Origin of the sequence: Pseudomonas sp. BF-RE-25 (assembly GCF_019956105.1) — a bacterium.
GTDB lineage: Bacteria > Pseudomonadota > Gammaproteobacteria > Pseudomonadales > Pseudomonadaceae > Aquipseudomonas > Aquipseudomonas migulae.
This window is the reverse complement of record NZ_JAHBDB010000014.1, coordinates 37,774-63,161: the sequence shown is the minus strand read 5'-3', so window position 1 is coordinate 63,161 and position 25,388 is coordinate 37,774. Positions and strand designations below refer to the sequence as shown.

General features: G+C 59.0%; 21 protein-coding genes. 14 read left to right on the top strand and 7 right to left on the bottom strand.

The features are described 5' to 3' along the window. Window positions 1-3 precede the first annotated feature (3 nt). A complete protein-coding gene (locus KGB24_RS08405) occupies window positions 4-1,878 on the top strand; it encodes an MFS transporter (RefSeq protein WP_223414533.1) in 1,875 nt (624 codons plus the stop codon). Window positions 1,879-1,926: 48 nt separating this feature from the next. Here KGB24_RS08405 and KGB24_RS08400 read toward each other — a convergent pair whose 3' ends face one another. The 5 genes from KGB24_RS08400 to KGB24_RS08380 form a co-directional block, all read right to left on the bottom strand. Continuing rightward, on the bottom strand, window positions 1,927-2,853 hold the full coding sequence (locus KGB24_RS08400; RefSeq protein ID WP_223414532.1) for a GGDEF domain-containing protein: 927 nt from the start codon (window positions 2,851-2,853) through the stop codon (window positions 1,927-1,929). Between the two features lie 377 nt (window positions 2,854-3,230). After that, window positions 3,231-3,971: a YciK family oxidoreductase gene (locus KGB24_RS08395; RefSeq protein WP_008031809.1), complete on the bottom strand. Its 741-nt coding sequence runs from the start codon at window positions 3,969-3,971 to the stop codon at window positions 3,231-3,233. Window positions 3,972-4,150: 179 nt separating this feature from the next. Then, window positions 4,151-4,822 (bottom strand): N-acetylmuramic acid 6-phosphate phosphatase MupP, encoded by a 672-nt coding sequence (mupP, locus tag KGB24_RS08390; RefSeq protein WP_008031808.1) that lies wholly within the window; start codon window positions 4,820-4,822, stop codon window positions 4,151-4,153. A gap of 4 nt (window positions 4,823-4,826) precedes the next feature. Further along, complete coding sequence (gene ubiG / locus KGB24_RS08385) at window positions 4,827-5,525, bottom strand: bifunctional 2-polyprenyl-6-hydroxyphenol methylase/3-demethylubiquinol 3-O-methyltransferase UbiG (protein ID WP_008031806.1); 699 nt, start codon at window positions 5,523-5,525, stop codon at window positions 4,827-4,829. Window positions 5,526-5,581: 56 nt separating this feature from the next. Beyond that, a complete protein-coding gene (locus KGB24_RS08380) occupies window positions 5,582-6,916 on the bottom strand; it encodes a TRZ/ATZ family hydrolase (protein ID WP_223414531.1) in 1,335 nt (444 codons plus the stop codon). 108 nt (window positions 6,917-7,024) lie between these two features. On the opposite strand from KGB24_RS08380, the gene mtnA reads away from it, so the two are divergent. The 10 genes from mtnA to ihfB all read left to right on the top strand — a co-directional run bounded on the left by mtnA (window position 7,025) and on the right by ihfB (window position 20,372). After that, window positions 7,025-8,101 carry an S-methyl-5-thioribose-1-phosphate isomerase gene (gene mtnA, locus KGB24_RS08375; protein ID WP_008031801.1) on the top strand — a complete coding sequence of 359 codons (1,077 nt, stop codon included), beginning with the start codon at window positions 7,025-7,027 and terminating at the stop codon, window positions 8,099-8,101. Between the two features lie 427 nt (window positions 8,102-8,528). Next, window positions 8,529-11,183: a DNA gyrase subunit A gene (gene gyrA, locus KGB24_RS08370; RefSeq protein ID WP_192226146.1), complete on the top strand. Its 2,655-nt coding sequence runs from the start codon at window positions 8,529-8,531 to the stop codon at window positions 11,181-11,183. Window positions 11,184-11,398: 215 nt separating this feature from the next. Then, complete coding sequence (gene serC, locus KGB24_RS08365) at window positions 11,399-12,484, top strand: 3-phosphoserine/phosphohydroxythreonine transaminase (RefSeq protein WP_008042110.1); 1,086 nt, start codon at window positions 11,399-11,401, stop codon at window positions 12,482-12,484. Then, window positions 12,484-13,578, top strand: a complete 1,095-nt coding sequence (pheA, locus tag KGB24_RS08360; protein ID WP_223414530.1) for a prephenate dehydratase — start codon at window positions 12,484-12,486, stop codon at window positions 13,576-13,578. The genes serC and pheA overlap by 1 nt, the downstream gene beginning before the upstream one ends. Before the next feature lie 10 nt (window positions 13,579-13,588). Then, on the top strand, window positions 13,589-14,701 hold the full coding sequence (gene hisC / locus KGB24_RS08355) for a histidinol-phosphate transaminase (protein WP_008031795.1): 1,113 nt from the start codon (window positions 13,589-13,591) through the stop codon (window positions 14,699-14,701). 28 nt (window positions 14,702-14,729) lie between these two features. Continuing rightward, window positions 14,730-16,937: a bifunctional prephenate dehydrogenase/3-phosphoshikimate 1-carboxyvinyltransferase gene (locus tag KGB24_RS08350; RefSeq protein ID WP_230427588.1), complete on the top strand. Its 2,208-nt coding sequence runs from the start codon at window positions 14,730-14,732 to the stop codon at window positions 16,935-16,937. Continuing rightward, a complete protein-coding gene (gene cmk / locus KGB24_RS08345) occupies window positions 16,934-17,623 on the top strand; it encodes a (d)CMP kinase (protein ID WP_223414529.1) in 690 nt (229 codons plus the stop codon). Before KGB24_RS08350 ends, cmk begins: the two co-directional genes overlap by 4 nt. 119 nt (window positions 17,624-17,742) lie before the next feature. Then, a complete protein-coding gene (gene rpsA, locus KGB24_RS08340; protein ID WP_223414528.1) occupies window positions 17,743-19,431 on the top strand; it encodes a 30S ribosomal protein S1 in 1,689 nt (562 codons plus the stop codon). Window positions 19,432-19,648: 217 nt separating this feature from the next. Then, complete coding sequence (locus tag KGB24_RS08335; protein ID WP_008031788.1) at window positions 19,649-19,927, top strand: hypothetical protein; 279 nt, start codon at window positions 19,649-19,651, stop codon at window positions 19,925-19,927. A gap of 148 nt (window positions 19,928-20,075) precedes the next feature. Further along, a complete protein-coding gene (gene ihfB / locus KGB24_RS08330) occupies window positions 20,076-20,372 on the top strand; it encodes an integration host factor subunit beta (RefSeq protein WP_008031786.1) in 297 nt (98 codons plus the stop codon). A 381-nt stretch (window positions 20,373-20,753) separates the two neighbouring features. On the opposite strand, the gene KGB24_RS08325 is transcribed toward ihfB, so the two are convergent. Beyond that, the gene (locus KGB24_RS08325; RefSeq protein WP_223414527.1) at window positions 20,754-21,779 is read right to left on the bottom strand and encodes an MraY family glycosyltransferase; all 1,026 of its coding nucleotides are present in this window, start codon (window positions 21,777-21,779) and stop codon (window positions 20,754-20,756) included. Window positions 21,780-22,160: 381 nt separating this feature from the next. Between KGB24_RS08325 and KGB24_RS08320 the strand changes: the two genes are divergently transcribed. The 3 genes from KGB24_RS08320 to fabF all read left to right on the top strand — a co-directional run bounded on the left by KGB24_RS08320 (window position 22,161) and on the right by fabF (window position 24,803). Beyond that, entirely contained in the window at window positions 22,161-22,496 is a 336-nt protein-coding gene (locus tag KGB24_RS08320) for a ComEA family DNA-binding protein (protein ID WP_223414526.1), read from the top strand. A 205-nt stretch (window positions 22,497-22,701) separates the two neighbouring features. After that, complete coding sequence (locus tag KGB24_RS08315; RefSeq protein ID WP_008031779.1) at window positions 22,702-23,496, top strand: SDR family NAD(P)-dependent oxidoreductase; 795 nt, start codon at window positions 22,702-22,704, stop codon at window positions 23,494-23,496. Window positions 23,497-23,528: 32 nt separating this feature from the next. Then, window positions 23,529-24,803, top strand: coding sequence for a beta-ketoacyl-ACP synthase II (gene fabF / locus KGB24_RS08310; protein ID WP_223414525.1), 1,275 nt, complete (start codon window positions 23,529-23,531; stop codon window positions 24,801-24,803). Here fabF and KGB24_RS08305 read toward each other — a convergent pair. Next, on the bottom strand, window positions 24,800-25,357 hold the full coding sequence (locus KGB24_RS08305) for a TetR/AcrR family transcriptional regulator (RefSeq protein WP_008042176.1): 558 nt from the start codon (window positions 25,355-25,357) through the stop codon (window positions 24,800-24,802). The two genes, fabF and KGB24_RS08305, sit on opposite strands and share 4 nt — an antisense overlap. Window positions 25,358-25,388: the final 31 nt, after the last annotated feature.

Sequence of the window (25,388 nt, the reverse complement as noted above, 5' to 3'; positions counted from 1 at the left end):
AAGATGAGTCACCCCTCACAGTTCACCTTGCTTCGCACCCGGCGCTTCCTGCCGTTTTTCGTGACCCAGTCCCTCGGGGCGTTCAACGACAACGTCTTCAAGCAATCGTTGATCCTCGCCATTCTGTACAAGTTGACGATCGAGGGTGATCGCTCGATCTGGGTCAATTTGTGTGCGCTGCTGTTCATCCTGCCGTTCTTTCTGTTTTCGGCGTTGGCCGGGCAGTTTGGCGAGAAGTTCGCCAAGGACGCGCTGATCCGTCTGATCAAGCTCGGGGAAATCGCCATCATGGCGGTCGGCGCGGTGGGGTTTGTCTTCGATCACCTGTCGCTGATGCTGCTGGCGCTGTTCGCCATGGGCACGCACTCGGCGCTGTTCGGGCCGGTGAAATACTCGATCCTGCCCCAGGCCTTGCATGAAGAGGAGCTGGTGGGCGGCAACGGTCTGGTGGAAATGGGCACCTTCCTGGCCATCCTCGCCGGGACCATCGGTGCCGGGATCATGATGTCCTCTGCGCATTACGCGCCCATCGTGTCCACGGCGATCATCGGCATTGCCGTGCTCGGTTACCTGGCCAGTCGCAGCATTCCGCGGGCGGCGGCCTCATCGCCGGAAATGCGTCTGAACTGGAACATCTTCAGTCAATCCTGGGCCACCTTGAAACTGGGACTGGGGCAAACGCCGGCGGTGTCGCGCTCGATTGTCGGCAACTCGTGGTTCTGGTTTGTCGGGGCGATTTACCTGACGCAAATCCCGGCGTACGCCAAGGAATGGATGCACGGCGACGAAACCGTGGTGACGCTGATTCTCACCGTGTTTTCGGTCGGTATCGCACTCGGCTCGCTGCTCTGCGAAAGACTGTCCGGACGCAAAGTCGAGATCGGTCTGGTGCCGTTCGGCTCGTTTGGCCTGACGGTATTCGGATTGCTGCTGTGGTGGCATTCCGGCGGAATTCCCGAGAGTGTCGACGGCCATGGCTGGATCGAAATCCTCGGCTTTGGCCACACCTGGCTGGTATTGATCGACATTCTCGGTCTCGGGGTTTTCGGTGGTTTCTACATCGTGCCGCTGTACGCGCTGATCCAGTCGCGCACCCCGGAGAACGAGCGTGCGCGGGTGATTGCCGCCAACAATATTCTCAACGCGTTGTTCATGGTGGTCTCGGCGATTGTCTCGATCGTGCTGCTGAGCCTGGCCAAGCTGTCGATCCCGCATCTGTTTCTGGTGGTGTCGCTGCTGAACATCGGCGTCAACGCCTACATCTTCAAGATCGTCCCCGAGTTCAGCATGCGTTTCATGATCTGGCTGCTCAGCCATTCCATGTACCGCGTAGAGCATCGCAATCTGGAGCTGATTCCGGATGAAGGCGCGGCGTTGCTGGTGTGCAACCACGTGTCTTTCGTCGACGCGCTGCTGATCGGCGGCGCGGTGCGTCGGCCGATTCGCTTTGTGATGTATTACAAGATCTACAACCTGCCGGTGCTGAACTTTATCTTCCGCACGGCCGGGACAATTCCGATCGAGGGACGTCAGGAAGACATTCAGATTTACGAAAAGGCCTTCACGCGTATTGCTCAATATCTGAAGGACGGTGAGCTGGTGTGCATCTTCCCTGAAGGAAAATTGACCGCCGATGGCGAGATCAATGAGTTCAAGGGCGGGTTGACGCGGATTCTCGAAGAGACGCCGGTGCCGGTGATTCCGCTGGCATTGCAGGGGTTGTGGGGGAGTTTCTTCAGTCGCGATCCCGACAAGGGCCTGTTCCGTCGGCTGTGGTCGCGGGTGACTCTGGTGGCGGGGCCGGCGGTGGCGGTAGAAGCGGCGGAGCCGGCGAAGCTGCAAGGGATGGTCGGGGCGTTGCGCGGCGCTGTCCGCTGATTCCTGTCGATGCGGGCCGCTACTGTCGCGAGCCTGTGATGGCGGGGGTCAGCCCGCCATCGCCAAGCGGTTGCGTCCCTCGCGCTTGGCCACATAAAGCGCGCTGTCGGCCCGACGCAACAGGCTCTCGGCCGATTCACCGGGCAGCAGGGTCGAACAGCCGAGGCTGACGGTCAGCTCGATCAGGTTGCCATCGGCCGAAAAATCCTTGGCTTGCGCCGCGAGTCGCAGGCGCTCGCCGACCATGGCGGCGGCTTCCCGGCCGGTGTTGGACAGCAGAATCAAAAACTCCTCGCCACCAAAGCGGAACACCATGTCCACGTTGCGCAGCTGGCTTTTGATCGAGGCGGCGACTCCCTTGAGCACGTCATCGCCAGCGCTGTGGCCATGGGTGTCGTTGATTTGTTTGAAATGGTCGATGTCCAGCATCAACAGCGACAAGGGCTGCAGATGCCGACGCGACATGTCGATTTCCCGTTTCAGCGTCTGGTCCATGGCAATGCGGTTGCCGGTGTCCGTGAGAGGGTCGCGCAGGGCGCTTTGGGTGGCGGCGCGGTAGAGCAGGGCGTTGCGCATCGGGTACAGCAATGCGGACAGCAGCGACTCAAGGTTGCCCAGTTCCTGCTCACTGAAACGCTGATTGCGACGGAACACCAGTTCACCCAGCTGCTCGCCTTCGTGGCTGAGGGTGTAACTGATCGAGTGGTGGCCGCGCTGGCCGTATTCCAGGCGCAAGTCGCTGGCCTTGTGCTGGTAGCTCAAGGCGTCGAGCGGTACGAGACGCTGAATTTCACGGTAGAAGAGCCCAAGAATGCGTTGCGGCTCAAGACTGGTTTGCAGCTGCAAACTCAGTTGCTGGCGCAATTGCGCAAGGCTGACCGGCCTCTCCAGAAGAGGGGGCTGCTGACCAAAGCCCAGGCGTTGCAATTTGGCGCTATCGAAGTCAATTGCGTTGGTCTGGGAAGGTGATTTCATATGGCGTGCGCCCCTAAGCAGTAAGGCTGTCTTACAGGCTGGGTGAGAGCGGCTTTGGGCTGCGCGTCATACTGGTCCATCAGTCCCGTAGGACATTTGGCGCAAGTCTAATCTGCTTTGCTGAAGATTAGTAACCTATCGACTCGAAGGCCTGCCCGACGGCTTTCACTCACTCGGCGTGTCTGAGCAGATATAGAGCGAAAGTCATGCCATTCGGTTCATTTGAATAAAAACTGTTTAAAATCAATATATTGAAGGTGTTTTTGGCTTTTTTAGGCCCGTTTCATGACATTTCTTTGACTAAAAACAGGTGCAGTTGCGACGCTTTTTAAGTGCCGTGACGGAAATTCGCCACGGCACAAAAGCGACGCACGGTGTTACTGCGCGTTGAATGCCTGGCCGTTGATGCCGGTGCTGTCCGGGCCCATCAGGTAGAGGTAGACCGGCATGATCTCCTCGGGCGTCGGGTTGTTCAGCGGATTTTCACCGGGATAAGCCTGGGCGCGCATGCTGGTGCGGGTGGCGCCGGGGTTGATGCTGTTGGAACGCACCGGTGCGACGGTGTCGACTTCGTCGGCCAGGGTTTGCATCAGGCCTTCGGTGGCGAACTTGGAGACGCCATAAGCGCCCCAATACGCACGACCCTTGCGACCGACGCTGCTGGAAGTGAACACCACCGAAGCGTCCTGCGACAGTTTGAGCAGCGGCAACAGGGTGCTGGTGAGCATGAACATCGCGTTGACGTTGACTTGCATGACACGCATGAAGTTCTCGCCGGAGAGCTGTTCGATCGGCGTGCGCGGACCAATGATCGAGGCGTTGTGCAGCAAGCCGTCGAGGTGGCCGAACTCGGTCTCGATCATCGCCGCCAACTCATCGTATTGATGGGGCAGGGCGGTTTCCAGGTTGAACGGGATCACCGCCGGTTGTGGATGACCGGCGGCCTCGATTTCGTCGTAGACCTGAGTCAGGTTGGCTTCGGTCTTGCCCAGCAACAGCACGGTGGCACCGTGGGCGGCGTAGGTTTTCGCGGCGGCAGCGCCGATACCACGACCAGCGCCGGTGACCAGGATGACCCGGTCCTTGAGCAATTCAGGGCGGGCGGAATAATCAAACATAAAGAAACCTCAACAAAATTTTTTCCGGACAAGCGCTATCCCTGTGGGAGCGAGCCTGCTCGCGATGGCGGTATCGCAGGCAACATCGATGGCGACTGAGCCGCCGCTATCGCGAGCAGGCTCGCTCCCACATGAGTAATGCACAAACCTGTAGGAAGCCGTGCTCCTGCAAAAGCGGCTTAACAACTACACAGAGCGCTATCAAGTACCTTGCGCAACTCCAGCGGATGATCGACCACCACATCCGCACCCCAATGCCGCGGGTTATCGTCCGGGTGAATGTAGCCAAAGGTCACGGCGGCGGTCTTGGTGCCGGCGTCACGACCGGACTCGATATCGCGCAGGTCATCACCTACAAACAGCACGCTGGCCGGATCGAGGTCGAGCATCTTGCACGCGAGGATCAACGGCTCCGGGTCCGGTTTGCTGTTCTTCACGTGATCCGGGCAGATCAGCAGCGCCGAACGCTCGGCCAGCCCGAGCTGCTGCATGATTGGCTCGGCAAACCGCAGAGGCTTGTTGGTGACCACGCCCCAGATCAGGTTGGCTTTCTCGATGTCGGCCAGCAACTCGCCCATGCCGTCGAACAGCTTGCTGTGCACCGCGCAGCCCACGAGGTAGCGCTCCAGGAACTCCAGGCGCAGCTCTTCAAAGCCTGGCGATTCCGGGTCCATGCTGAACGTTACCGCGACCATCGCCTTGGCGCCGCCGGAGATCTCGTCGCGGATGTGCTTGTCGTTCATCGGCGGCAAGCCACGGTCGGCGCGCATTGCCTGACAGATCGCAATGAAGTCCGGCGCGGTGTCGAGCAGCGTGCCGTCCATGTCAAAAAGGACTGCTCTGATACGCATCGACTTATTCCTCGCGCAGGGTCTGGATCATGTAGTTGACGTCCACGTCGGCCGCCAGTTTGTAGTGCTTGGTCAGCGGGTTGTACGTCAAACCGATGATGTCCTTGACGGTCAGGCCCGCCATGCGGCTCCAGGCACCCAGCTCGGAAGGGCGGATGAATTTCTTGAAATCATGCGTGCCGCGCGGCAGCAACTTCATGATGTATTCGGCGCCGACGATGGCGAACAGATACGCCTTCGGGTTGCGGTTGATCGTGGAGAGGAACACCTGGCCACCCGGCTTGACCATTTTGAAGCAGGCGCGGATCACCGAGGAGGGATCCGGTACGTGCTCAAGCATTTCAAGGCACGTGACCACGTCGAACTGTTCCGGCATTTCTTCAGCCAGGGCCTCGGCGGTGATCTGCCGGTATTCAACGTTCACGCCCGACTCAAGCTGGTGCAGTTGAGCGACGGCCAGTGGCGCTTCGCCCATGTCGATGCCCATCACGGTCGCGCCGCGTTGCGCCATGGCTTCGCTGAGGATGCCGCCGCCGCAACCGATGTCGAGAACTTTCTTACCGGCCAGATTGACCCGTTCGTCAATCCAGTTGACCCGCAGCGGGTTGATGTCGTGCAGCGGTTTGAACTCGCTTTCGCGGTCCCACCAGCGATGGGCCAGGGCTTCGAATTTGGCGATTTCGGCGTAGTCGACGTTACTCATGGTTCATCCTCTAAAACTTGAAAAATCCTGTTGCCCCGGCGGTGAGTCCGGGGTGCTTACAATTCGGTGTGGCCGCTGATGCGCTGGCCCCAGGCCTTGGCGGTGGCGCACAGCTGTTCTTCATCCAGGCGGGTCAGGCGACGGTCGTCGAGCAATTGCTTGCCACCCACCCACAGGTGTTTCACGCAGTCGCGACCGGTGGCATATATAAGCTGCGAAACCGGGTCGTAGACCGGCTGCTGCGCCAGGCCCGAGAGGTCGAACGCGACGATGTCCGCCGCTTTGCCGACTTCCAGCGAGCCGACGTCGGCCTCGATGCCCATGGCGCGCGCGCCGTTCAGCGTGGCCATGCGCAGTGCGCGATGAGCGTCCAGCGCGGTGGCCGAACCGGCAACGGCTTTTGCCAGCAACGCGGCGGTGCGGGTTTCGCCGAGCAGGTCGAGGTCGTTGTTGCTGGCCGCGCCGTCGGTGCCGACTGCCACATTGACGCCCGCCTGCCACAAACGTTCTACCGGGCAGAAACCGCTGGCCAGCTTCAGGTTCGACTCCGGGCAATGAATCACATTGGTGTTGCTTTCTACCAGCATCACCAGGTCTTCATCGCTGATCTGCGTCATGTGAACGGCCTGGAAGCGTGGCCCCAGCAGGCCCAGGCGTGCCAGTCGGGCCAACGGGCGCTCGCCACGCTGCTCGACGGCTTGCTGCACTTCGAACGCAGTTTCGTGGACGTGCATGTGAATCGACGCGTCCAGTTCTTCGGCAATCACCCGGATTTTCTCCAGGGTTTCGTCGCCCAAGGTGTAGGGCGCGTGGGGGCCGAAGGTGACTTTGATGCGCTCGTGGTGCTTGAGATCGTTGAACAGTTCGACGCCCTGACGAATGGCGTCATCCGCCGTGCCGGCGCCCGGGATCGGGAAATCGAGGATCGGAATCGCGATTTGTGCGCGTATGCCGCTGTTATGCACACGTTCGCTGGCAACCTTCGGGAAGAAATACATGTCAGAGAAACAGGTAATACCACCTTTTATCTGTTCGGCGATGGCAAGGTCGGTGCCATCGCGTACAAAAGCTTCATCGACCCATTTGGCTTCGGCGGGCCAGATGTGGTTTTCCAGCCAGGTCATCAGCGGCAGGTCATCGGCCAGGCCACGGAACAGCGTCATCGCCGCGTGCCCGTGAGCATTGATCAGGCCGGGGCTGAGCAGCATGCCCGGCAGTTCGCGGACTTCGGTTGCGTTAAGCTTCAGCGCGGCGGACCGCGGGCCGATAAACACAATGCGCCCGTCGCGGATGCCCAGGCCATGCTCTTTGAGGACAACGCCAGCGGGTTCGACGGGTACCAGCCAGGTCGGCAGCAATAACAGGTCGAGCGCAGCGGCAGTGTTCGGCATCGAGGGTCGGTTCCAGTGCTTTTGTAAAGGATGGCGAAGTATACCCGAGCGTCTTCGCGGGGGGATCGCTATAATCGGCGGCTTTTGTTCATGAGTGCGGGGTGAAGGATGCGCGATCGACTGTTGGCTGCGGAGAAGGTGAAGGCCATCGATTGGCGTGATGGCGCCCTGTACCTGCTGGATCAGCGTATTTTGCCGTTCGAGGAAACCTGGATTGCCTACACCAGTGCGGCTGGCGTGGCCGAGGCTATTCGCTCGATGGTGGTGCGTGGCGCGCCGGCGATTGGCATCAGTGCCGCCTATGCCATGGTGCTTTCAGCCCGTGCCCGAATTCTCGAGGGCGGTGACTGGCAGGCCGCGTGGGAAGAGGATTACGCGTTACTGGCCGATTCTCGTCCAACGGCGGTGAACCTGTTTTGGGCATTGAGTCGCATGCGTGACCGCCTTGATCGTATCAAGGGCGATGCCGACCCTCTCGCGGCGCTGGAGGCGGAGGCTATTGCCATTCATGAAAGTGATCGCGAAGCCAACCTGACCATGGCGCAACTGGGTGTGGACCTGATCCGCAAGCATCAGGGCAACGCCCAGGCGATCCTGACCCACTGCAACACCGGCGCGCTGGCCACCGGCGGTTTTGGTACGGCTTTGGGCGTCATTCGCGGGGCATTCATTGAAGGCATGGTCGAGCGCGTTTATGCCGACGAAACCCGTCCATGGCTGCAAGGTTCGCGACTGACGGCGTGGGAGCTGGCCAACGAAGGCATCCCTGTGACCCTCAATGCCGACTCCGCTGCGGCTCACATCATGAAGACCAAAGGCATCACCTGGGTCATCGTCGGTGCCGACCGGATCACCGCCAATGGCGACGTGGCCAACAAGATCGGCACTTATCAACTGGCGGTCAACGCCATGCACCACGGCGTGCGTTTCATGGTGGTGGCGCCGAGTTCGACCATCGACATGAACCTGGCCAGCGGCGATGACATTCCGATTGAAGAGCGTGACGGGCGCGAGTTGCTGGAGGTCGGCGGCAAGCGGGTCGGGGCGGATGTGGATGCGTTCAATCCGGTGTTCGACGTGACCCCGGCGGACTTGATTGACGCGATCGTCACGGAAAAAGGCATCGTCGAACGCCCGGACACCGCGAAAATGGCGCAGTTGATGTGCCGCAAGCGCTTGCATTGATTGGCCGTGGCGTTCGAAAGGACGCCATCGCCAGCAGGCTGGCTCCCACAGGGTTTGTGATCGACACGGATCAAATGTGGGAGCCAGCCTGCTGGCGATTAGGGTCTGAAAGTCAATAAACATCTGTAATTCAGCCCCGGATTCTGCATTCGCAGCAGCTCTAAGCCCCTCTCGTCCCCTTCAAGCCTGCCATCAGTCAACTAACTACACTCCATGCGCATCTGGGGGATAGGTGCGTGGCGGCTCTTGTGATAACATCCGGCGTTTTCCGAGGCAGTCCCACGGGGTTGTCTTTACTGCGCAAATCCATGGCATAACTCGTTGATTTGTCGTAAGTCGGTGCATGGCACTCAGCCTGCAGCGGCGAGCTTCGTTCGTCCCATATGGATGTGACGAGGTTTCACCAGAAAAAGGAATCGAGCTTCTCATGGGCGAACTGGCCAAAGAAATCCTCCCGGTCAATATCGAAGACGAGCTGAAGCAGTCCTACCTCGACTACGCAATGAGCGTAATTGTCGGGCGGGCACTGCCGGATGCGCGCGATGGCTTGAAGCCCGTGCACCGGCGCGTGCTGTTCGCGATGAGCGAGCTGGGCAACGACTTCAACAAGCCGTACAAGAAATCTGCCCGTGTTGTCGGTGACGTGATCGGTAAGTATCACCCGCACGGTGATACCGCGGTGTACGACACCATCGTTCGGATGGCGCAGCCATTCTCGCTGCGCTACCTGCTGGTAGACGGTCAGGGCAACTTCGGTTCGGTGGACGGCGACAACGCCGCGGCCATGCGATACACCGAAGTGCGCATGACCAAGCTGGCGCACGAGCTGCTGGCTGACCTGCATAAAGAAACCGTGGACTGGGTGCCGAACTACGACGGCACCGAAATGATCCCGGCGGTCATGCCGACCCGTATTCCCAACCTGCTGGTCAACGGCTCCAGCGGTATCGCCGTGGGCATGGCGACCAACATCCCGCCGCACAACCTCGGTGAAGTCATCGACGGTTGCCTGGCGCTCATCGACAACCCCGAGTTGACCATCGATGAGCTGATGCAATACATCCCCGGTCCGGACTTCCCGACCGCCGCGATCATCAACGGTCGCGCCGGCATCATCGAAGCCTACCGCACCGGTCGCGGCCGCATTTACATGCGCGCCCGCTCGATCATCGAAGACATCGACAAGGTCGGTGGCCGTCAGCAGATCGTCATCACCGAACTCCCTTACCAGCTGAACAAGGCCCGTCTGATCGAGAAGATCGCCGAGCTGGTTAAAGAGAAGAAGCTCGAAGGCATCACCGAACTGCGCGACGAGTCCGACAAGGACGGTATGCGCGTTGTGATCGAGCTGCGTCGCGGCGAAGTGCCTGAGGTGATCCTCAACAACCTCTACGCCCAGACCCAGCTGCAAGCGGTATTCGGCATCAACATCGTTGCGCTGATCGACGGCCGTCCGCGGATCCTGAACCTCAAGGACCTGCTGGAAGCCTTCGTTCGTCACCGTCGCGAAGTCGTTACCCGTCGCACCGTGTTCGAGCTGCGTAAAGCGCGCGAACGTGGCCACATTCTCGAAGGCCAGGCGGTTGCCCTGTCGAACATCGACCCGGTCATCGCGCTGATCAAGGCCTCGCCAACGCCGTCGGAAGCCAAGGAAGCGCTGATCAGCACGCCTTGGGAATCCTCCGCCGTGGTTGCGATGGTTGAACGTGCCGGTGCCGACTCTTGCCGTCCAGAGACCCTGGATCCGCAATACGGTCTGCGTGAAGGCAAGTACTTCCTTTCGCCGGAGCAGGCGCAAGCCATTCTGGAGCTGCGTCTGCACCGCCTGACCGGTCTGGAACACGAAAAACTGCTGGCCGAGTATCAAGAGATCCTCAACCAGATCGGCGAGCTGATCCGCATCCTCAACAGCGCCACGCGCCTGATGGAAGTGATCCGCGAAGAGCTGGAAGTGATCCGCGCCGAATACGGCGACGTGCGCCGCACCGAAATCCTCGATGCCCGTCTCGACCTGACCCTGGGTGACATGATCCCGGAAGAAGATCGCGTCGTGACCATTTCCCACGGTGGCTACGCCAAGACCCAGCCATTGGCTGCGTACCAGGCCCAGCGTCGTGGCGGTAAAGGCAAATCGGCGACTGGCGTCAAGGATGAGGACTACATCGCTCACCTGCTGGTCGCCAACAGCCACACCACGCTGCTGCTGTTCTCCAGCAAGGGCAAGGTGTACTGGCTGAAAACCTACGAAATCCCGGAAGCGTCCCGCGCTGCCCGTGGTCGTCCGCTGGTCAACCTGCTGCCGCTGGACAGTGATGAATACATCACCACCATGCTGCCGGTCGAGGAATACACCGAAGGTCACTTCATTTTCATGGCGACTGCTAAAGGCACCGTGAAGAAGACCCCGCTGGAATCCTTCAGCCGTCAACGCAGCGTCGGCCTGATCGCGCTGGAGCTGGACGAAGGTGACGTACTGATCTCTGCCGCCATTACCGATGGCGAGCGCGAAGTCATGCTGTTCTCCGACGGCGGCAAGGTTACTCGCTTCAAGGAAACCGACGTTCGTGCCATGGGCCGTACCGCTCGCGGTGTCCGCGGCATGCGTCTGCCGGAAGGCCAGAAGCTGATTTCCATGCTGATCCCGGAAGAAGGCAGCCAGATCCTCACCGCTTCGGCGCGTGGTTTCGGCAAGCGTACGGCGATCACCGAGTTCCCTGAGTACAAGCGTGGCGGCCAGGGCGTTATCGCCATGGTCAGCAACGACCGTAACGGCCGTCTGGTCGGCGCGGTTCAGGTGCTCGACGGCGAGGAAATCATGCTGATTTCCGACCAGGGCACGTTGGTTCGTACCCGTGTCGACGAAGTTTCCAGCCTGGGCCGTAACACCCAGGGCGTGACCCTGATCAAACTGGCCAGCGATGAAACGCTGGTCGGTCTGGAGCGGGTGCAGGAGCCGTCGGAAGTCGAAGGCGAAGAGCTGGAAGGCGAAGAGGGTGCGGTGTTCGACGGCGAAGTCGTGATCGACGACGTTGTTGAAGACCAGCAACTCGATGCTGCCGCTGACGAAGAACCGCAAGAGTAAGCGGACAAACAGGGGGCGGATGAAAATTCGCCCCCTTGTTGTTTGTCCCTTTGGAAATAATGATGCCCCTGTAGGAGCGAGCTTGCTCGCGAAAAACGTCAACGAAGACGCGGGTTTCCTGATTAAACGCTGCGCCCTCAAGTTCTTCGCGAGCAAGCTCGCTCCTACAGTGTTTGATTGAATGTAGATACCACCAAATCAGAGCGAGATTGGATGTGAGCAAGAGAGCCTATAACTTCTGTGCCGGTCCTGCGGCACTTCCCGAAGCTGTCCTGCAGCGCGCCCAGGGTGAACTCCTTGATTGGCACGGCAAGGGTCTGTCGGTCATGGAAATGAGCCATCGCAGTGATGAGTTCGTGTCCATCGCTAACAAGGCCGAGCAGGATCTGCGTGATCTGCTGAATATCCCCTCGAACTATAAAGTGCTGTTCCTGCAAGGTGGCGCCAGCCAGCAATTTGCTCAGATCCCTCTGAACCTGCTGCCGGAAAGCGGTACTGCCGACTATATCGACACCGGTATCTGGTCGCAGAAAGCCATCGAAGAAGCGTCGCGCTACGGCCACGTCAACGTTGCTGCCACCGCCAAGCCTTATGACTATTTCGCGATTCCCGGTCAGAACGAATGGAAGCTGTCGAAAGACGCGGCCTACGTTCACTACGCACCGAACGAAACCATTGGTGGTCTGGAATTCAACTGGGTCCCGGAAACCGGTGACGTTCCGCTGGTCGCCGACATGTCTTCGGACATCCTCTCGCGCCCTATTGATGTTTCGCGTTTCGGCATGATCTACGCCGGCGCCCAGAAAAACATCGGCCCGAGCGGCATCGTCGTCAACATCGTTCGCGAAGACCTGCTGGGGCACGCCCGTTCCCTGTGCCCGACCATGCTCAACTACAAGGTAGCGGCCGATAACGGCTCGATGTACAACACCCCGCCAACATTGGCCTGGTACCTGTCTGGCCTGGTGTTCGAGTGGCTGAAAGAGCAGGGCGGCGTCGAAGCCATCGGCAAGCTCAACGAAGTGAAACAGCGCACGCTGTACGACTTCATTGATGCCAGCGGCCTGTACAGCAACCCGATCAACAAGTCGGATCGCTCGTGGATGAACGTGCCGTTCCGCCTGGCTGACGATCGTCTGGACAAGCCATTCCTGGCCGGTGCCGACGAGCGTGGCCTGCTGAACCTCAAGGGTCACCGTTCCGTGGGCGGCATGCGCGCCTCCATCTATAACGCCGTCGATATCGTTGCGGTCAACGCACTGGTTTCGTACATGGCAGAGTTCGAGAAGGAACACGGCTAATGTCTGAGCAAGAACTCAAGGCACTGCGCCTGCGCATTGATGCCCTGGACGAAAAAGTCCTGGACCTGATCAGTGAGCGCGCACGCTGCGCCCAGGAAGTTGCGCGAGTAAAGATGGCCTCGCTGGCCGAAGGCGAAGTGCCGGTGTTCTATCGTCCTGAGCGTGAAGCTCAGGTGCTCAAGCGCGTGATGGAGCGCAATCAGGGCCCGCTGGGCAACGAAGAAATGGCGCGGTTGTTCCGCGAAATCATGTCTTCGTGCCTGGCCCTCGAGCAGCCGCTGAAAGTGGCTTACCTTGGCCCTGAAGGCACCTTCACTCAAGCGGCGGCCATGAAGCACTTCGGTCACGCGGTGATCAGCAAGCCGATGGCGGCCATCGACGAAGTGTTCCGCGAAGTGGCGGCCGGTGCGGTGAACTTTGGCGTGGTCCCGGTGGAAAACTCCACCGAGGGCGCGGTCAACCACACGCTCGACAGCTTCCTCGAACACGACATGGTCATCTGTGGCGAAGTCGAGTTGCGGATTCACCACCACCTGTTGGTCGGTGAAAACACCAAGACCGACAGCATCAGCCGCATCTATTCCCACGCCCAGTCGCTGGCGCAGTGCCGCAAGTGGCTGGATGCACACTACCCGAACGTCGAGCGCGTCGCGGTTTCCAGCAACGCCGAAGCGGCGAAGCGGGTCAAGGGTGAGTGGAACTCGGCGGCGATTGCCGGCGACATGGCCGCAGGCTTGTACGGGCTGACCCGTCTGGCCGAGAAAATCGAGGATCGCCCGGACAACTCCACGCGATTCCTGATGATCGGCAGCCAGGAAGTGCCGCCAACCGGCGACGACAAGACGTCGATCATCGTCTCCATGAGCAACAAGCCGGGCGCGCTTCACGAGTTGCTGGTGCCGTTCCACGACAATGGCATCGACCTGACACGCATCGAGACACGTCCTTCGCGTAGCGGTAAATGGACCTACGTGTTCTTCATCGACTTCGTCGGCCATCACCGCGATCCACTGGTAAAAGGTGTGCTGGAAAAGATCAGTCAGGAAGCAGTGGCACTTAAAGTGTTGGGTTCCTACCCGAAAGCCGTTCTCTAAGGGGTAGCAAATGAGTGGCAACTTCCTCGCTCTGGCGCAGCCGGGCGTGCAACAACTGTCGCCTTACGTTCCGGGCAAGCCCGTGGACGAACTGGCGCGTGAGCTGGACATCGATCCGGCCAGCATCGTCAAACTGGCGAGCAACGAAAACCCGTTGGGCGCCAGTCCAAAGGCTTTGGCGGCCATTCGCGAAGAATTGGCCGAGCTGACCCGTTATCCGGATGGCAACGGTTTTGCGCTCAAGACCCTGCTGGCCGATCAGTGCCGCGTCGAACTGAATCAGGTGACGCTGGGCAACGGTTCCAACGACATCCTGGAGCTGGTCGCGCGTGCCTATCTGGCGCCGGGCCTGAATGCGGTGTTCAGCGAACACGCGTTCGCGGTCTATCCGATCGTCACCCAGGCCGTCGGTGCGACGGCCAAAGTGATCCCGGCCAAAGACTGGGGCCATGATCTGTCGGCCATGTTGGCCGCGATCGATGCCGATACCCGTGTGGTCTTCATCGCCAACCCGAACAACCCGACCGGGACCTGGTTTGGCGCCGAAGCGCTGGACGAGTTCCTGCAGGATGTGCCGGAGCACGTGCTGGTGGTGCTGGACGAGGCCTACATCGAATACGCCGAAGGCAGCGACTTGCCGGATGGCCTGGACTTCCTGGCGGCGTACCCGAACCTGCTGGTTTCGCGCACCTTCTCCAAGGCCTATGGCCTGGCGGCGTTGCGCGTTGGTTACGGCTTGTCCACAGCGGTGGTTGCCGACGTGCTGAACCGTGTGCGTCAGCCGTTCAACGTCAACAGCCTGGCTCTGGCCGCTGCCTGCGCCGCGTTGCAAGACGCCGAGTACCTGGCTGAAAGTCGCCGCTTGAACGAAGCCGGCATGCTGCAGCTGGAAGCGGGTTTCCGCGAACTGGGGCTGAGCTGGATCCCGTCCAAGGGCAACTTCATCTGCGTCGATCTCGGCCGTGTTGCCTTGCCGGTCTTCCAGGGCTTGCTGCGTGAAGGCGTGATCGTGCGTCCGGTGGCCAACTATGGCATGCCGAACCACTTGCGCATCACCATCGGCCTGCCGGCGGAAAACAGCCGCTTCCTTGAGGCGCTGACCAAGGTTCTGGCTCGTGGTTGATGTCACTGCTCTGCAATCTGCTGAACCTATGATCGGTCGCCTGGTGGTGGTCGGTCTCGGGTTGATCGGCGGTTCGTTTGCCAAGGGGCTGCGTGAAAGCGGCCTGTGCCGCGAAGTGGTGGGTGTCGATCTCGATCCGCAGTCGCGCAAGCTCGCGGTCGAGTTGGGCGTGGTGGATCGCTGTGAAGAAGACCTGGCCGTTGCCTGCCAGGGCGCCGACGTGATTCAACTCGCGGTGCCGATCCTGGCCATGGAAAAGATGCTCGGCCGGTTGGCCGGCATGGACCTTGGGCAAGCGATTCTGACGGATGTCGGCAGTGCCAAGGGCAACGTCGTGCGCGCCGCGACCGAAGCGTTTGGCGGCATGCCGGCGCGTTTCGTGCCGGGTCATCCGATTGCCGGTTCCGAGCAGAGCGGGGTGGAAGCCTCCAATGCCGAACTGTTTCGTCGCCATAAAGTGATTCTGACGCCGCTGGACCAAACTGATCCGGCCGCGCTGGCCGTGGTCGACCGGTTGTGGCGTGAATTGGGCGCCGATGTCGAGCACATGCAGGTCGAGCGTCACGACGAAGTGTTGGCGGCGACCAGCCATTTGCCGCACTTGCTGGCGTTCGGTTTGGTCGATTCGTTGGCCAAGCGCAATGAAAACCTTGAGATCTTCCGTTACGCTGCCGGCGGTTTCCGCGATTTCACGAGAATCGCGGGAAGTGACCCGGTCATGTGGCACGACATCTTCCTCGCCAACCGCGAAGCTGTCCTACGCACGCTTGATACATTTCGCAGCGACCTCGACGCCTTGCGCGACGCGGTCGATGCAGGGGATGGGCACCAATTGTTGGGCGTGTTCACGCGCGCCCGGGTTGCCCGCGAACATTTCAGTAAAATCCTGGCTCGCCGGGCTTATGTGGACGCTATGAACTCCAACGACCTGATTTTCCTGGGACAACCTGGTGGCCGCCTGACTGGGCGGATTCGTGTACCGGGCGATAAATCGATTTCCCACCGTTCGATCATGCTCGGCTCCCTGGCCGAAGGCGTCACCGAAGTCGAAGGCTTCCTCGAGGGCGAAGACGCTCTGGCGACCTTGCAGGCCTTCCGCGACATGGGGGTCGTGATCGAAGGTCCGCACCACGGTCGCGTGACCATCCACGGCGTCGGCCTGCATGGTCTGAAGCCTGCGCCGGGCCCGATCTATCTGGGCAACTCCGGCACTTCGATGCGTCTGCTGTCCGGCCTGCTGGCCGCGCAGAACTTCGACAGCACCTTGACCGGTGATGCCTCGCTGTCCAAGCGTCCGATGAATCGCGTGGCCAATCCGCTGCGTGAAATGGGCGCCGTGATCGAGACCGCCGCTGAAGGTCGTCCACCGATGATCATTCGTGGTGGTAACAAGCTCAAAGGCCTGACCTACACCATGCCGATGGCCAGTGCCCAGGTTAAATCCTGCCTGCTGTTGGCCGGCCTGTACGCTGATGGCAAAACCACCGTCACCGAGCCTGCACCGACGCGCGACCACACCGAGCGCATGCTGCGCGGCTTCGGCTACCCGGTCAGCGTCAACGGCGCTACGGCGTCGGTCGAATCCGGGCACAAGCTGACCGCGACCCACATTGAAGTGCCGGGCGATATTTCGTCGTCGGCGTTCTTCCTGGTGGCGGCGTCCATTGCCGAAGGTTCCGAACTGGTGCTCGAGCATGTCGGCATCAACCCGACCCGTACCGGAGTGATCGACATTCTGCGTCTGATGGGCGCTGACATCACCCTGGAAAACCAGCGTGAAGTCGGCGGCGAACCAGTAGCGGACCTGCGCGTGCGTGCAGCTAAACTCAAAGGTATCGAGATTCCCGAAGCGCTGGTTCCATTGGCCATTGACGAATTCCCGGTGCTGTTTGTGGCGGCTGCCTGTGCCGAAGGGCGCACCATCCTGCGTGGCGCCGAAGAGTTGCGCGTCAAGGAATCGGATCGGATCCAGGTCATGGCCGATGGCTTGCTGGCACTGGGCGTCAAATGCGAACCGACCCCGGACGGCATCATCATCGACGGCGGCCTGATCGGCGGCGGCGAAGTGCATGGTCACGGCGATCACCGGATTGCCATGGCTTTCAGCGTGGCATCGCTGCGTGCCACTGCGCCTATTCGCATCCATGACTGTGCCAACGTCGCAACGTCGTTCCCGAACTTCCTGGCGCTGTGCGCGCAGGTCGGTATCCGTGTTGCACAAGAGGCTCAGTCGTGAAAAACATCGCACCGATCATCACCATCGATGGGCCAAGCGGCTCCGGCAAGGGCACGGTAGCTGGCATTCTGGCCAAGCGTCTGGGCTGGAACCTGCTGGATTCCGGTGCGCTTTATCGGTTGCTGGCCTTCGCTGCGCATAATCACGGTGTCGACCTCACCAATGAAGAATTGCTGAAAAAACTTGCCGCTCATCTGGATGTGCAATTCATCGCGGCGACCGACGGTCAGTTGCAGCGCATCATTCTCGAGGGCGATGAAGTCAGCGATGTGATTCGTACCGAAAGCATCGGCTCCGGTGCCTCGCAGGTCGCGGCGTTGCCCGCAGTGCGCGAGGCGCTGCTGCAGCGCCAGCGTGCATTCCAGGAAGCGCCGGGCCTGGTGGCCGATGGTCGTGACATGGGTACGGTGGTTTTTCCGGATGCACCGTTGAAGATTTTCCTTACCGCCAGTGCCGAGGAGCGTGCGCGCCGTCGATACTTGCAGTTGAAGGGCAAAGTCGATGGTGTTAGTCTGTCGAGTCTGCTAGATGAGATACGTGCACGCGATGAGCGTGACACCCAGCGAGCGGTAGCCCCGCTCAAACCGGCGGCTGACGCCATACAGCTGGATTCCACGGAATTATCCATCGACCAGGTGCTGGAACGCATCATGAGCGAGATCGCCATTCGCGATATCGCCGGGTGACCAAGAAGGCCGCAGGGGACCAGTCATAGTCCTGTGGCGCTTCTTTTAAATGAAACTAACCCACACCGTCTGGGGTGTGGAGATGGGCGTATTCTTCGCCCTCATCAACAGGAATTAAAATGAGCGAAAGCTTTGCGGAACTCTTTGAAGAAAGCCTAAAAACCCTGAACCTTCAGGCAGGCTCCATCATCACCGGTGTTATCGTTGATATCGATTACCAAGCTCGCTGGGTAACCGTTCACGCTGGCCTGAAGTCTGAAGCACTCATCCCGCTTGAGCAGTTCTACAACGACGCTGGCGACCTGACTATCAACGTCGGTGACGAAGTTCACGTTGCGCTGGACTCGGTTGAAGACGGCTTTGGTGAAACCAAGCTGTCCCGTGAAAAAGCCAAGCGCGCTGAATGCTGGATTGTTCTGGAAGCTGCCTTCGCAGCCGAGGAAGTGGTCAAGGGCGTTATCAACGGTAAGGTTAAAGGCGGCTTCACTGTCGACGTTAACGGCATCCGTGCGTTCCTGCCAGGTTCCCTGGTTGACGTCCGTCCTGTGCGCGATACTACGCACCTGGAAGGCAAAGAGCTGGAATTCAAGGTCATCAAACTCGACCAGAAACGCAACAACGTTGTCGTTTCCCGTCGCAGCGTCCTCGAAGCCGAGAACTCCGCCGAGCGTGAAGCTCTGCTGGAATCCCTGCAGGAAGGTCAGCAAGTCAAAGGTATCGTCAAGAACCTCACCGATTACGGCGCATTCGTCGATCTGGGTGGCGTGGACGGCCTGCTGCACATCACCGACATGGCTTGGAAGCGCATCAAGCATCCTTCCGAGATCGTCAACGTTGGTGACGAAATCGACGTTAAGGTTCTGAAATACGATCGCGAACGCAACCGTGTTTCCCTGGGCCTGAAGCAACTGGGCGAAGATCCATGGGTTGCTATCAAAGCCCGTTACCCAGAAAGCACTCGCGTTACCGCTCGTGTAACCAACCTGACCGACTACGGCTGCTTCGCTGAGCTGGAAGAAGGCGTTGAAGGTCTGGTACACGTTTCCGAAATGGACTGGACCAACAAGAACATCCACCCTTCGAAAGTCGTACAAGTCGGCGACGAAGTGGAAGTTATGGTTCTGGACATCGACGAAGAGCGTCGTCGTATCTCCCTCGGCATCAAGCAGTGCAAATCTAACCCGTGGGAAGATTTCTCTGGCCAGTTCAACAAGGGCGATAAAATCTCCGGCACCATCAAGTCGATCACCGATTTCGGTATCTTCATTGGTCTGGACGGCGGCATCGACGGTCTGGTTCACCTGTCCGACATCTCCTGGAACGAAGTGGGCGAAGAAGCCGTTCGCCGCTTCAAGAAGGGCGACGAGCTGGACACCGTTATCCTGTCGGTTGACCCAGAGCGCGAGCGTATCTCCCTGGGTATCAAGCAACTGGAAAGCGATCCGTTCTCCGAGTACGTTCAAGAGAACGACAAAGGCGCAATCGTTAAAGGCATCGTGAAAGAAGTTGACGCTAAAGGCGCCATCATCACTCTGGCCGACGATATCGAAGCGACTCTGAAAGCCTCCGAAATCAGCCGTGACCGCGTTGAAGACGCGCGCAACGTTCTGAAAGAAGGCCAGGAAGTAGAAGCCAAGATCATCAGCGTTGATCGTAAGAGCCGCGTAATTCAGCTGTCGATCAAATCGAAAGACGATGCTGAAGAGAAAGAAGCCATCCAGAGCCTGAAAACTGCTCCGGAAGGTGATGCTGCAGCTGACACCACCATGGCGGCACTGCTGCGCCAGGCAATGGCCAAACAGAACTAAGTTCTGCTTGATCATTAAAAAGGGCGACTTCGGTCGCCCTTTTTTGTGCCTGTGATTTGGTGTGTGCAGTATCCGTATCGCATGACATTGTTCGCCCGTGAAACCAATAGCCCCCAAAAGCTGTCTCTTTCTTTAATCGGATCAATCGTTTATTTACAGCTAGTCTTTAGTCAGAAGCGAACGACAGTCGGGCAGGGCGCCCGGCATAAGGAAATGAATGAACAAGCTCATTGTCGCACTAGCCGTACTGACATTGGCGGGTTGTACCACTAATGCGAAGACTCACGCCGCACGCGGGGTCAGTGGCATCGAGGTCGATTGTTCGGGGTTGGGTTCGGGGTGGGAGAAGTGTCACAAACGCGCTGCCAAGGAGTGCAAGGGCGCTGGTTACAAGGTAGTCACGAGATCCGATGAGGCCAAAGACGAAGATGAGTTTCCCTTTGGCTTCAACCCGGCAGGTTATGTGACACGCACCATGCTGGTTATCTGCAGATGAGCAGGTCGGGCTTGATCAGTCTTCTGTTCTGAAATCGACATCCCATTGCTGGCGAAGATATGTCAAAGCTCGGGCTGTTCAAATTCCTTCGGGCATGCTAAAACCTTTGAAGCGCTTTTCCTAGCTGCTTGAAAAAGAAGGGAAAAATATGACGAAGTCGGAGTTGATCGAACGAATTGTCACCCATCAAGGGCTGCTCTCATCAAAGGATGTGGAGCTGGCTATCAAGACCATGCTTGAACAAATGTCCCAATGTCTGGCCACCGGTGATCGCATCGAGATCCGTGGATTTGGCAGCTTCTCCCTGCACTACCGCGCACCGCGCGTAGGCCGCAATCCGAAAACCGGTCAGTCCGTCAGCCTTGACGGCAAATTCGTTCCCCATTTCAAGCCGGGGAAAGAGTTGCGGGATCGGGTGAATGAGGATGAAGAGAATGATCTTTGATTATCGGAAAGAGGTCTAGATGGCTAGCGCAAAGCGAGTAACCGCACTTACGTTGATTGTGTTGCTAGTTGCGCTGGTGGTTGTATTCATTCTGGAAAATAATCAGCCAGCAGCGCTAACCTTTTTAGGCTGGTCGACTCCGCAATTCCCTCTTGCAATCTATGTAGTGTTGGCATTGTTGCTGGGATGGGGGGCGGGTCCGGTAATGAGTTTGGTTATAAGTAAGGGAGTAAGGCGCCGAGGCAAGCGCCGCGACGGCTTGAAGGACTAAGTTGAATGAGAAGCGGAGCACTCTATGCGAAGGCCCCCGCTTCTGAAGTTGCCACTACTTGATCTGCCTGGTCGCTCGCAGTCGACCCCTTCCAAAACGCCCGAATGGCATCAAGTCGGCACAGAAGCCTCGAGCTGGCCTGCATGATATTTCGACGCGAGAATAATCAGCGGGACATAAGCAATAATGACTCCCCAGGTGCCATCAAGGCCCAGTTGAGTTACGCAGTAGGCAATGGGCAATAACCAAAGCAAATTGATGACGCCGACGGCGAGCGTCACTGGTAAATGCTTGCCATATTGGCGTGAAGCGAATTGATAGGCATGGCTCCGGTGAGCTTCATAGACTTTATCTCCGCGAACCAATCGACGTATCAAGGTGAAGGTCGCGTCGACGATGAATACGCCTAACAAAATCAACCAGGCCCAGAACAAATCCGGGGAAATCCAGGCAGCCTGCAAAGATAAAACTCCCAAGGCTATGCCTAGAAATCCACTCCCTGCGTCCCCCATGAATATTCGTGCCGGCGGGAAATTCCAGTACAGGAATCCGATCACGGCCACGGCCATCGTCAACGGCCCCCAGATTAGAGACGAAGCGCCACTTAACCAGTAAAGCAAACATGCACCAAGACAACTGGTCACTGCTTCAACACTCGCGATCCCGTCAATTCCATCCATGAAATTGTAGAGATTGAGTAGCCAAACCAGATAAACCACTGCGAGGCAATGACCGATCCAGTGCAGGTCAAGACTTGTTCCGAAAAGGGTTATCGGCGCAAACCCTCCCAAAAAAACAAGCGCCCATATACCCGCTCCGAAATGCCCAAGCAGCCGCCACCGAGCCGCAATATGGCCATGATCGTCCATGAACCCGATAACAGCCACCAGCGCTCCAGCGCCCCCCACTGCGATCAGTTGGTGCCAAGGTACCAGTTCGAACACACCAAAAACCGGAAGCGACAACAGGAACGTCATCACGATAGCCACGCCTCCGCCACGCGGCGTTGGAACGGTGTGGGAGCTGCGTGCATTGGGTATGTCGATGATGCTTCGAGACAGCGCATATCGCCGCAGAGCCGCAGTTAACGCAAGAGACAGGAGAGCAAGAGCCGGTGCCAGCCACAAGTAGATCATTGTTATTGATGTTCCCGAAAATGCATCGCAGTGTTTCCCAAGGCTTCATTAACGCTCGTTGGGAGGCCGCCTGAAAGTTTACGAATGTTGGTGGTATCGACTTGGAACGATCCGCACAGGCGCTGGGGAATTGCCATTTTACCCAGGAGAGCGGTTCTGCGCTGAAGTACCCCGCGAGGTATGGGGGCAAGTATAACTGGTCTGTCAGGTGCCTTTGCCAACTTTCTCCGTAGCGCTGTCGTGGATCAATCGTTATCCGTCGACGTCGACTATTTCATATTCTGTAACCAACACATTTTTGACAGGCTCCAGACATCGCCTAAGTTTGGAGGGCAGCTTCGGAAAAGCTGCTTTCCCAATTGATGTCATGGAGCTTCATTTATGCGTACTGGCTACTTCTACTCTCTGATTTTTGCCCTCTTGAGCACTGCCTCTGTCGCCGCCATTGCCGCCCCCGCGGCCAAGTCGGAGGCGGGCACTGCACCTCTGGTCATGGAGGTCGCTCCCAAGGTTCAGTCCGAAAAGGTTGATTTAAATCAGGCCGACGCGTCGACGCTGCAGCGGGAGTTGTCCGGCATCGGGGAAGCCAAGGCCAAGGCGATTGTTACCTATCGTGATAGTAATGGGCCGTTTGCGTCGGTGGACGAGCTGCTCGAAGTGAAGGGAATCGGCAAAGCCATTCTGGATAAGAACCGCGAAAAGCTTGAGGTGAACTAAGCTTGTAATTCAGCGCCATGGGCCGGTCATTGACCGGCCTTTTTGCATTCTGGCGTACGTGGTGATTTAGCGCCTTCTGTCGGCAGATGAAAAATTACGGCTATCATATTGCGATTAAATTATGCCTATAATAAATTCGTCATCCGGCTTGGCGCTCTGAAGCGCAGGCGCTTTTCTTTTTCCTTACGCATTTCAGGAGCACGTCATGAATTCTGTCCAGACCCAAGGTACGGCTCTTGTTACCGGTGCTTCATCCGGGATTGGTGCCATTTACGCTGAGCGCTTGGCAGCACGCGGTTTTGATTTGTTGCTGGTCGCACGTGACGAACAGCGTCTTCAGGCCGCGGCGAGCAAGCTGCGCGCCGAGCATGGTGTTCAGGTCGAGGTGCTGAAAGCGGATCTCACGCAAAAGGATGATGTGCTGAAACTTGAGCAGCGCCTTCGCAGCGATTCGAGTATCAGTCTGCTGCTGAATAACGCGGGTGTCGCGGCAGATGGCTTGCTGGCCAACGCTGATTTGGACCAACTGGAACGTTTGATTCAATTGAACGTAACGACGGTCACGCGCCTGGCTTCGGCGGCGGCCGCCAGTTTTGCCAAAGCCGGCCGGGGTACGATCATCAACATCGCCTCGGTGGTGGCGTTGTTTCCCGAGCGCTTCAACGCCACTTACAGCGCCAGCAAGGCTTATGTGTTGAGCCTGACCCAGTCGTTGAATGCCGAGCTGGATGGCACCGGGGTCAAAGTACAAGCGGTGTTGCCAGGCGTGACTCGCACCGAAATCTGGGAGCGTTCCGGTATTGACGCAAGCCAGATCCCGGCGGACATGGTCATGGAAGCGGGTGAGATGGTCGATGCTTCGTTGTCGGGGCTGGACCAGGGAGAACTGATCACCATTCCTTCGTTGCCGGATGCCTCTGACTGGGATGCGTTTGTCGCGGCGCGTCTAGTGATGGCGCCGAATCTTTCCAAAAGCAAGGCCGCTTCGCGTTACAAGTGAGGCACCCTCCATTGGCTTGAGGTAGTTGCGGTATGAGTGAACGTCGAGTGGTTGTAACGGGCATGGGTTTGGTGTCTCCGCTGGGTAGCGGGGTCGAAGCCGTCTGGGAGCGTCTGTTGGCCGGACGTTCGGGATTGCGCAACCTGCCGGAGGAAGTCGTGGCTGATCTGCCGGCCAAGGTCGGTGGCGCAGTGCCGACGCTGGCCGAAGATGCCGAGGCGGGTTTTGATCCGGATCGTGCGACGCCACCCAAAGAGCAGAAGAAGATGGACCGCTTCATTATGTTTGCCATGGAAGCGGCACGTCAGGCGCTTGAGCAAGCCGGTTGGCAGGCTCAGGATGCCAATGCCCAGGAGCGTACGGCGACCATTATCGGCTCGGGGGTCGGTGGTTTCGGCGCGATTGCCGATGCGGTCCGCACCACCGACAGTCGTGGCCCGCGGCGTTTGTCGCCTTTTACCATTCCTTCCTTTCTGGTCAATCTGGCCGCGGGCCATGTGTCGATCCAGCACGGATTCAAAGGCCCCCTGGGTGCTCCGGTAACGGCGTGCGCGGCCGGGGTTCAGGCGATTGGTGATGCGGCGCGGCTGATCCGTTGCGGCGAGGCGGACATTGCGGTGTGTGGCGGTGCGGAGGCGTCGATCGATCGTGTCAGTCTCGCCGGGTTCGCTGCGGCTCGCGCGTTGTCCAGTGGTTACAACGAAACGCCGGAGCGGGCTTCGCGTCCGTTCGACCGTGACCGCGATGGTTTTGTCATGGGTGAGGGCGCAGGCCTTCTGGTGATCGAATCCCTGGAGCATGCACTGGCCCGTGGCGCGCAACCGCTGGCGGAACTGGTCGGTTACGGCACCAGCGCCGACGCCTATCACCTGACCGCCGGCCCCGAAGATGGCAGTGGTGCGCGACGGGCGATGTCGCTGGCGCTGGCTCAGGCGGGCGTTGCTGCGGCACAGGTTCAGCACCTCAATGCTCATGCAACCTCGACGCCGGTTGGGGATCTGGGCGAGTTGGCAGCCATCAAATCGTTGTTCGGCACGGATAACAAGATTGCGGTCACGTCGACCAAGTCGGCCACCGGGCATTTGCTCGGCGCGGCGGGCGGGATCGAGGCGATCTTCACGCTGTTGGCGATCCGTGATCAGATCGTGCCGGCCACCCTCAACCTGGATAACCCGGATCCGGCGGCGCAAGGTGTGGACATCGTCCATGGTCAGGCGCGGCCGATGGCCATCGAGTATGCGCTGTCCAACGGTTTCGGCTTTGGTGGGGTCAATGCCAGCGTGCTCTTTAAGCGCTGGCAGGGTTAATCCCGGGGCTTTTTGAGAAAGTCGCGCGTGACGTCGAGAATCCGCTGGGCCAGATCGGCGCTCTCGACACTGCGCGACAACAGCAGCGCCCCGACCATTGCGGACATGATGAAGATGCTCTGGTCGGCGGCATCATCACCTTCAAGGGTGCCTTGTATTTGTTCGAGCCGTGCGTTGAGCACCACGTCGGAGGTCGGACTTGGCTGTCCGCGCAGGCCGAGTTCCGATGACATGGTCGGCAGCGGGCACCCTTCGTGGGGTGAAGTCTGGTGCCATTCGGACAAGTACGCGTCAATGAACGCCTCGAGTGGGCGTTCCTGAGCGAACAGTTCGGCGCAGATGACTTCCACCTCGGCGCCTGCAGCCTGCAGGGCCTTTTCTACCAGCTCATCCTTGGACTTGAAATGCGAATAGAAGCCGCCGTGAGTCAAGCCCAGCGCTTTCATCAGGGGCTGCAAGCCGGTCGCGCCAATACCGTCGCGGCGAAATCGCGCTGAAGCTTCCTTGATGATGCGTTTGTGGGTCTGAGCTTTATGGTCCTGCGAGTAACGCATCTGGTATCTCCGCAACAATGCGCCATCTTAA

Bases quoted from the DNA above. Each gene is read 5' to 3' on its own strand.
- KGB24_RS08405 (WP_223414533.1), top strand. From the start codon at position 4: ATGAGTCACCCCTCACAGTTCACCTTGCTTCGCACCCGGCGCTTCCTG.
- KGB24_RS08400 (WP_223414532.1), bottom strand. From the start codon at position 2,853: ATGAAATCACCTTCCCAGACCAACGCAATTGACTTCGATAGCGCCAAA.
- KGB24_RS08395 (WP_008031809.1), bottom strand. From the start codon at position 3,971: ATGTTTGATTATTCCGCCCGCCCTGAATTGCTCAAGGACCGGGTCATC.
- mupP (WP_008031808.1), bottom strand. From the start codon at position 4,822: ATGCGTATCAGAGCAGTCCTTTTTGACATGGACGGCACGCTGCTCGAC.
- ubiG (WP_008031806.1), bottom strand. From the start codon at position 5,525: ATGAGTAACGTCGACTACGCCGAAATCGCCAAATTCGAAGCCCTGGCC.
- KGB24_RS08380 (WP_223414531.1), bottom strand. From the start codon at position 6,916: ATGCCGAACACTGCCGCTGCGCTCGACCTGTTATTGCTGCCGACCTGG.
- mtnA (WP_008031801.1), top strand. From the start codon at position 7,025: ATGCGCGATCGACTGTTGGCTGCGGAGAAGGTGAAGGCCATCGATTGG.
- gyrA (WP_192226146.1), top strand. From the start codon at position 8,529: ATGGGCGAACTGGCCAAAGAAATCCTCCCGGTCAATATCGAAGACGAG.
- pheA (WP_223414530.1), top strand. From the start codon at position 12,484: ATGTCTGAGCAAGAACTCAAGGCACTGCGCCTGCGCATTGATGCCCTG.
- hisC (WP_008031795.1), top strand. From the start codon at position 13,589: ATGAGTGGCAACTTCCTCGCTCTGGCGCAGCCGGGCGTGCAACAACTG.
- KGB24_RS08350 (WP_230427588.1), top strand. From the start codon at position 14,730: ATGATCGGTCGCCTGGTGGTGGTCGGTCTCGGGTTGATCGGCGGTTCG.
- rpsA (WP_223414528.1), top strand. From the start codon at position 17,743: ATGAGCGAAAGCTTTGCGGAACTCTTTGAAGAAAGCCTAAAAACCCTG.
- KGB24_RS08335 (WP_008031788.1), top strand. From the start codon at position 19,649: ATGAACAAGCTCATTGTCGCACTAGCCGTACTGACATTGGCGGGTTGT.
- ihfB (WP_008031786.1), top strand. From the start codon at position 20,076: ATGACGAAGTCGGAGTTGATCGAACGAATTGTCACCCATCAAGGGCTG.
- KGB24_RS08325 (WP_223414527.1), bottom strand. From the start codon at position 21,779: ATGATCTACTTGTGGCTGGCACCGGCTCTTGCTCTCCTGTCTCTTGCG.
- KGB24_RS08320 (WP_223414526.1), top strand. From the start codon at position 22,161: ATGCGTACTGGCTACTTCTACTCTCTGATTTTTGCCCTCTTGAGCACT.
- KGB24_RS08315 (WP_008031779.1), top strand. From the start codon at position 22,702: ATGAATTCTGTCCAGACCCAAGGTACGGCTCTTGTTACCGGTGCTTCA.
- fabF (WP_223414525.1), top strand. From the start codon at position 23,529: ATGAGTGAACGTCGAGTGGTTGTAACGGGCATGGGTTTGGTGTCTCCG.
- KGB24_RS08305 (WP_008042176.1), bottom strand. From the start codon at position 25,357: ATGCGTTACTCGCAGGACCATAAAGCTCAGACCCACAAACGCATCATC.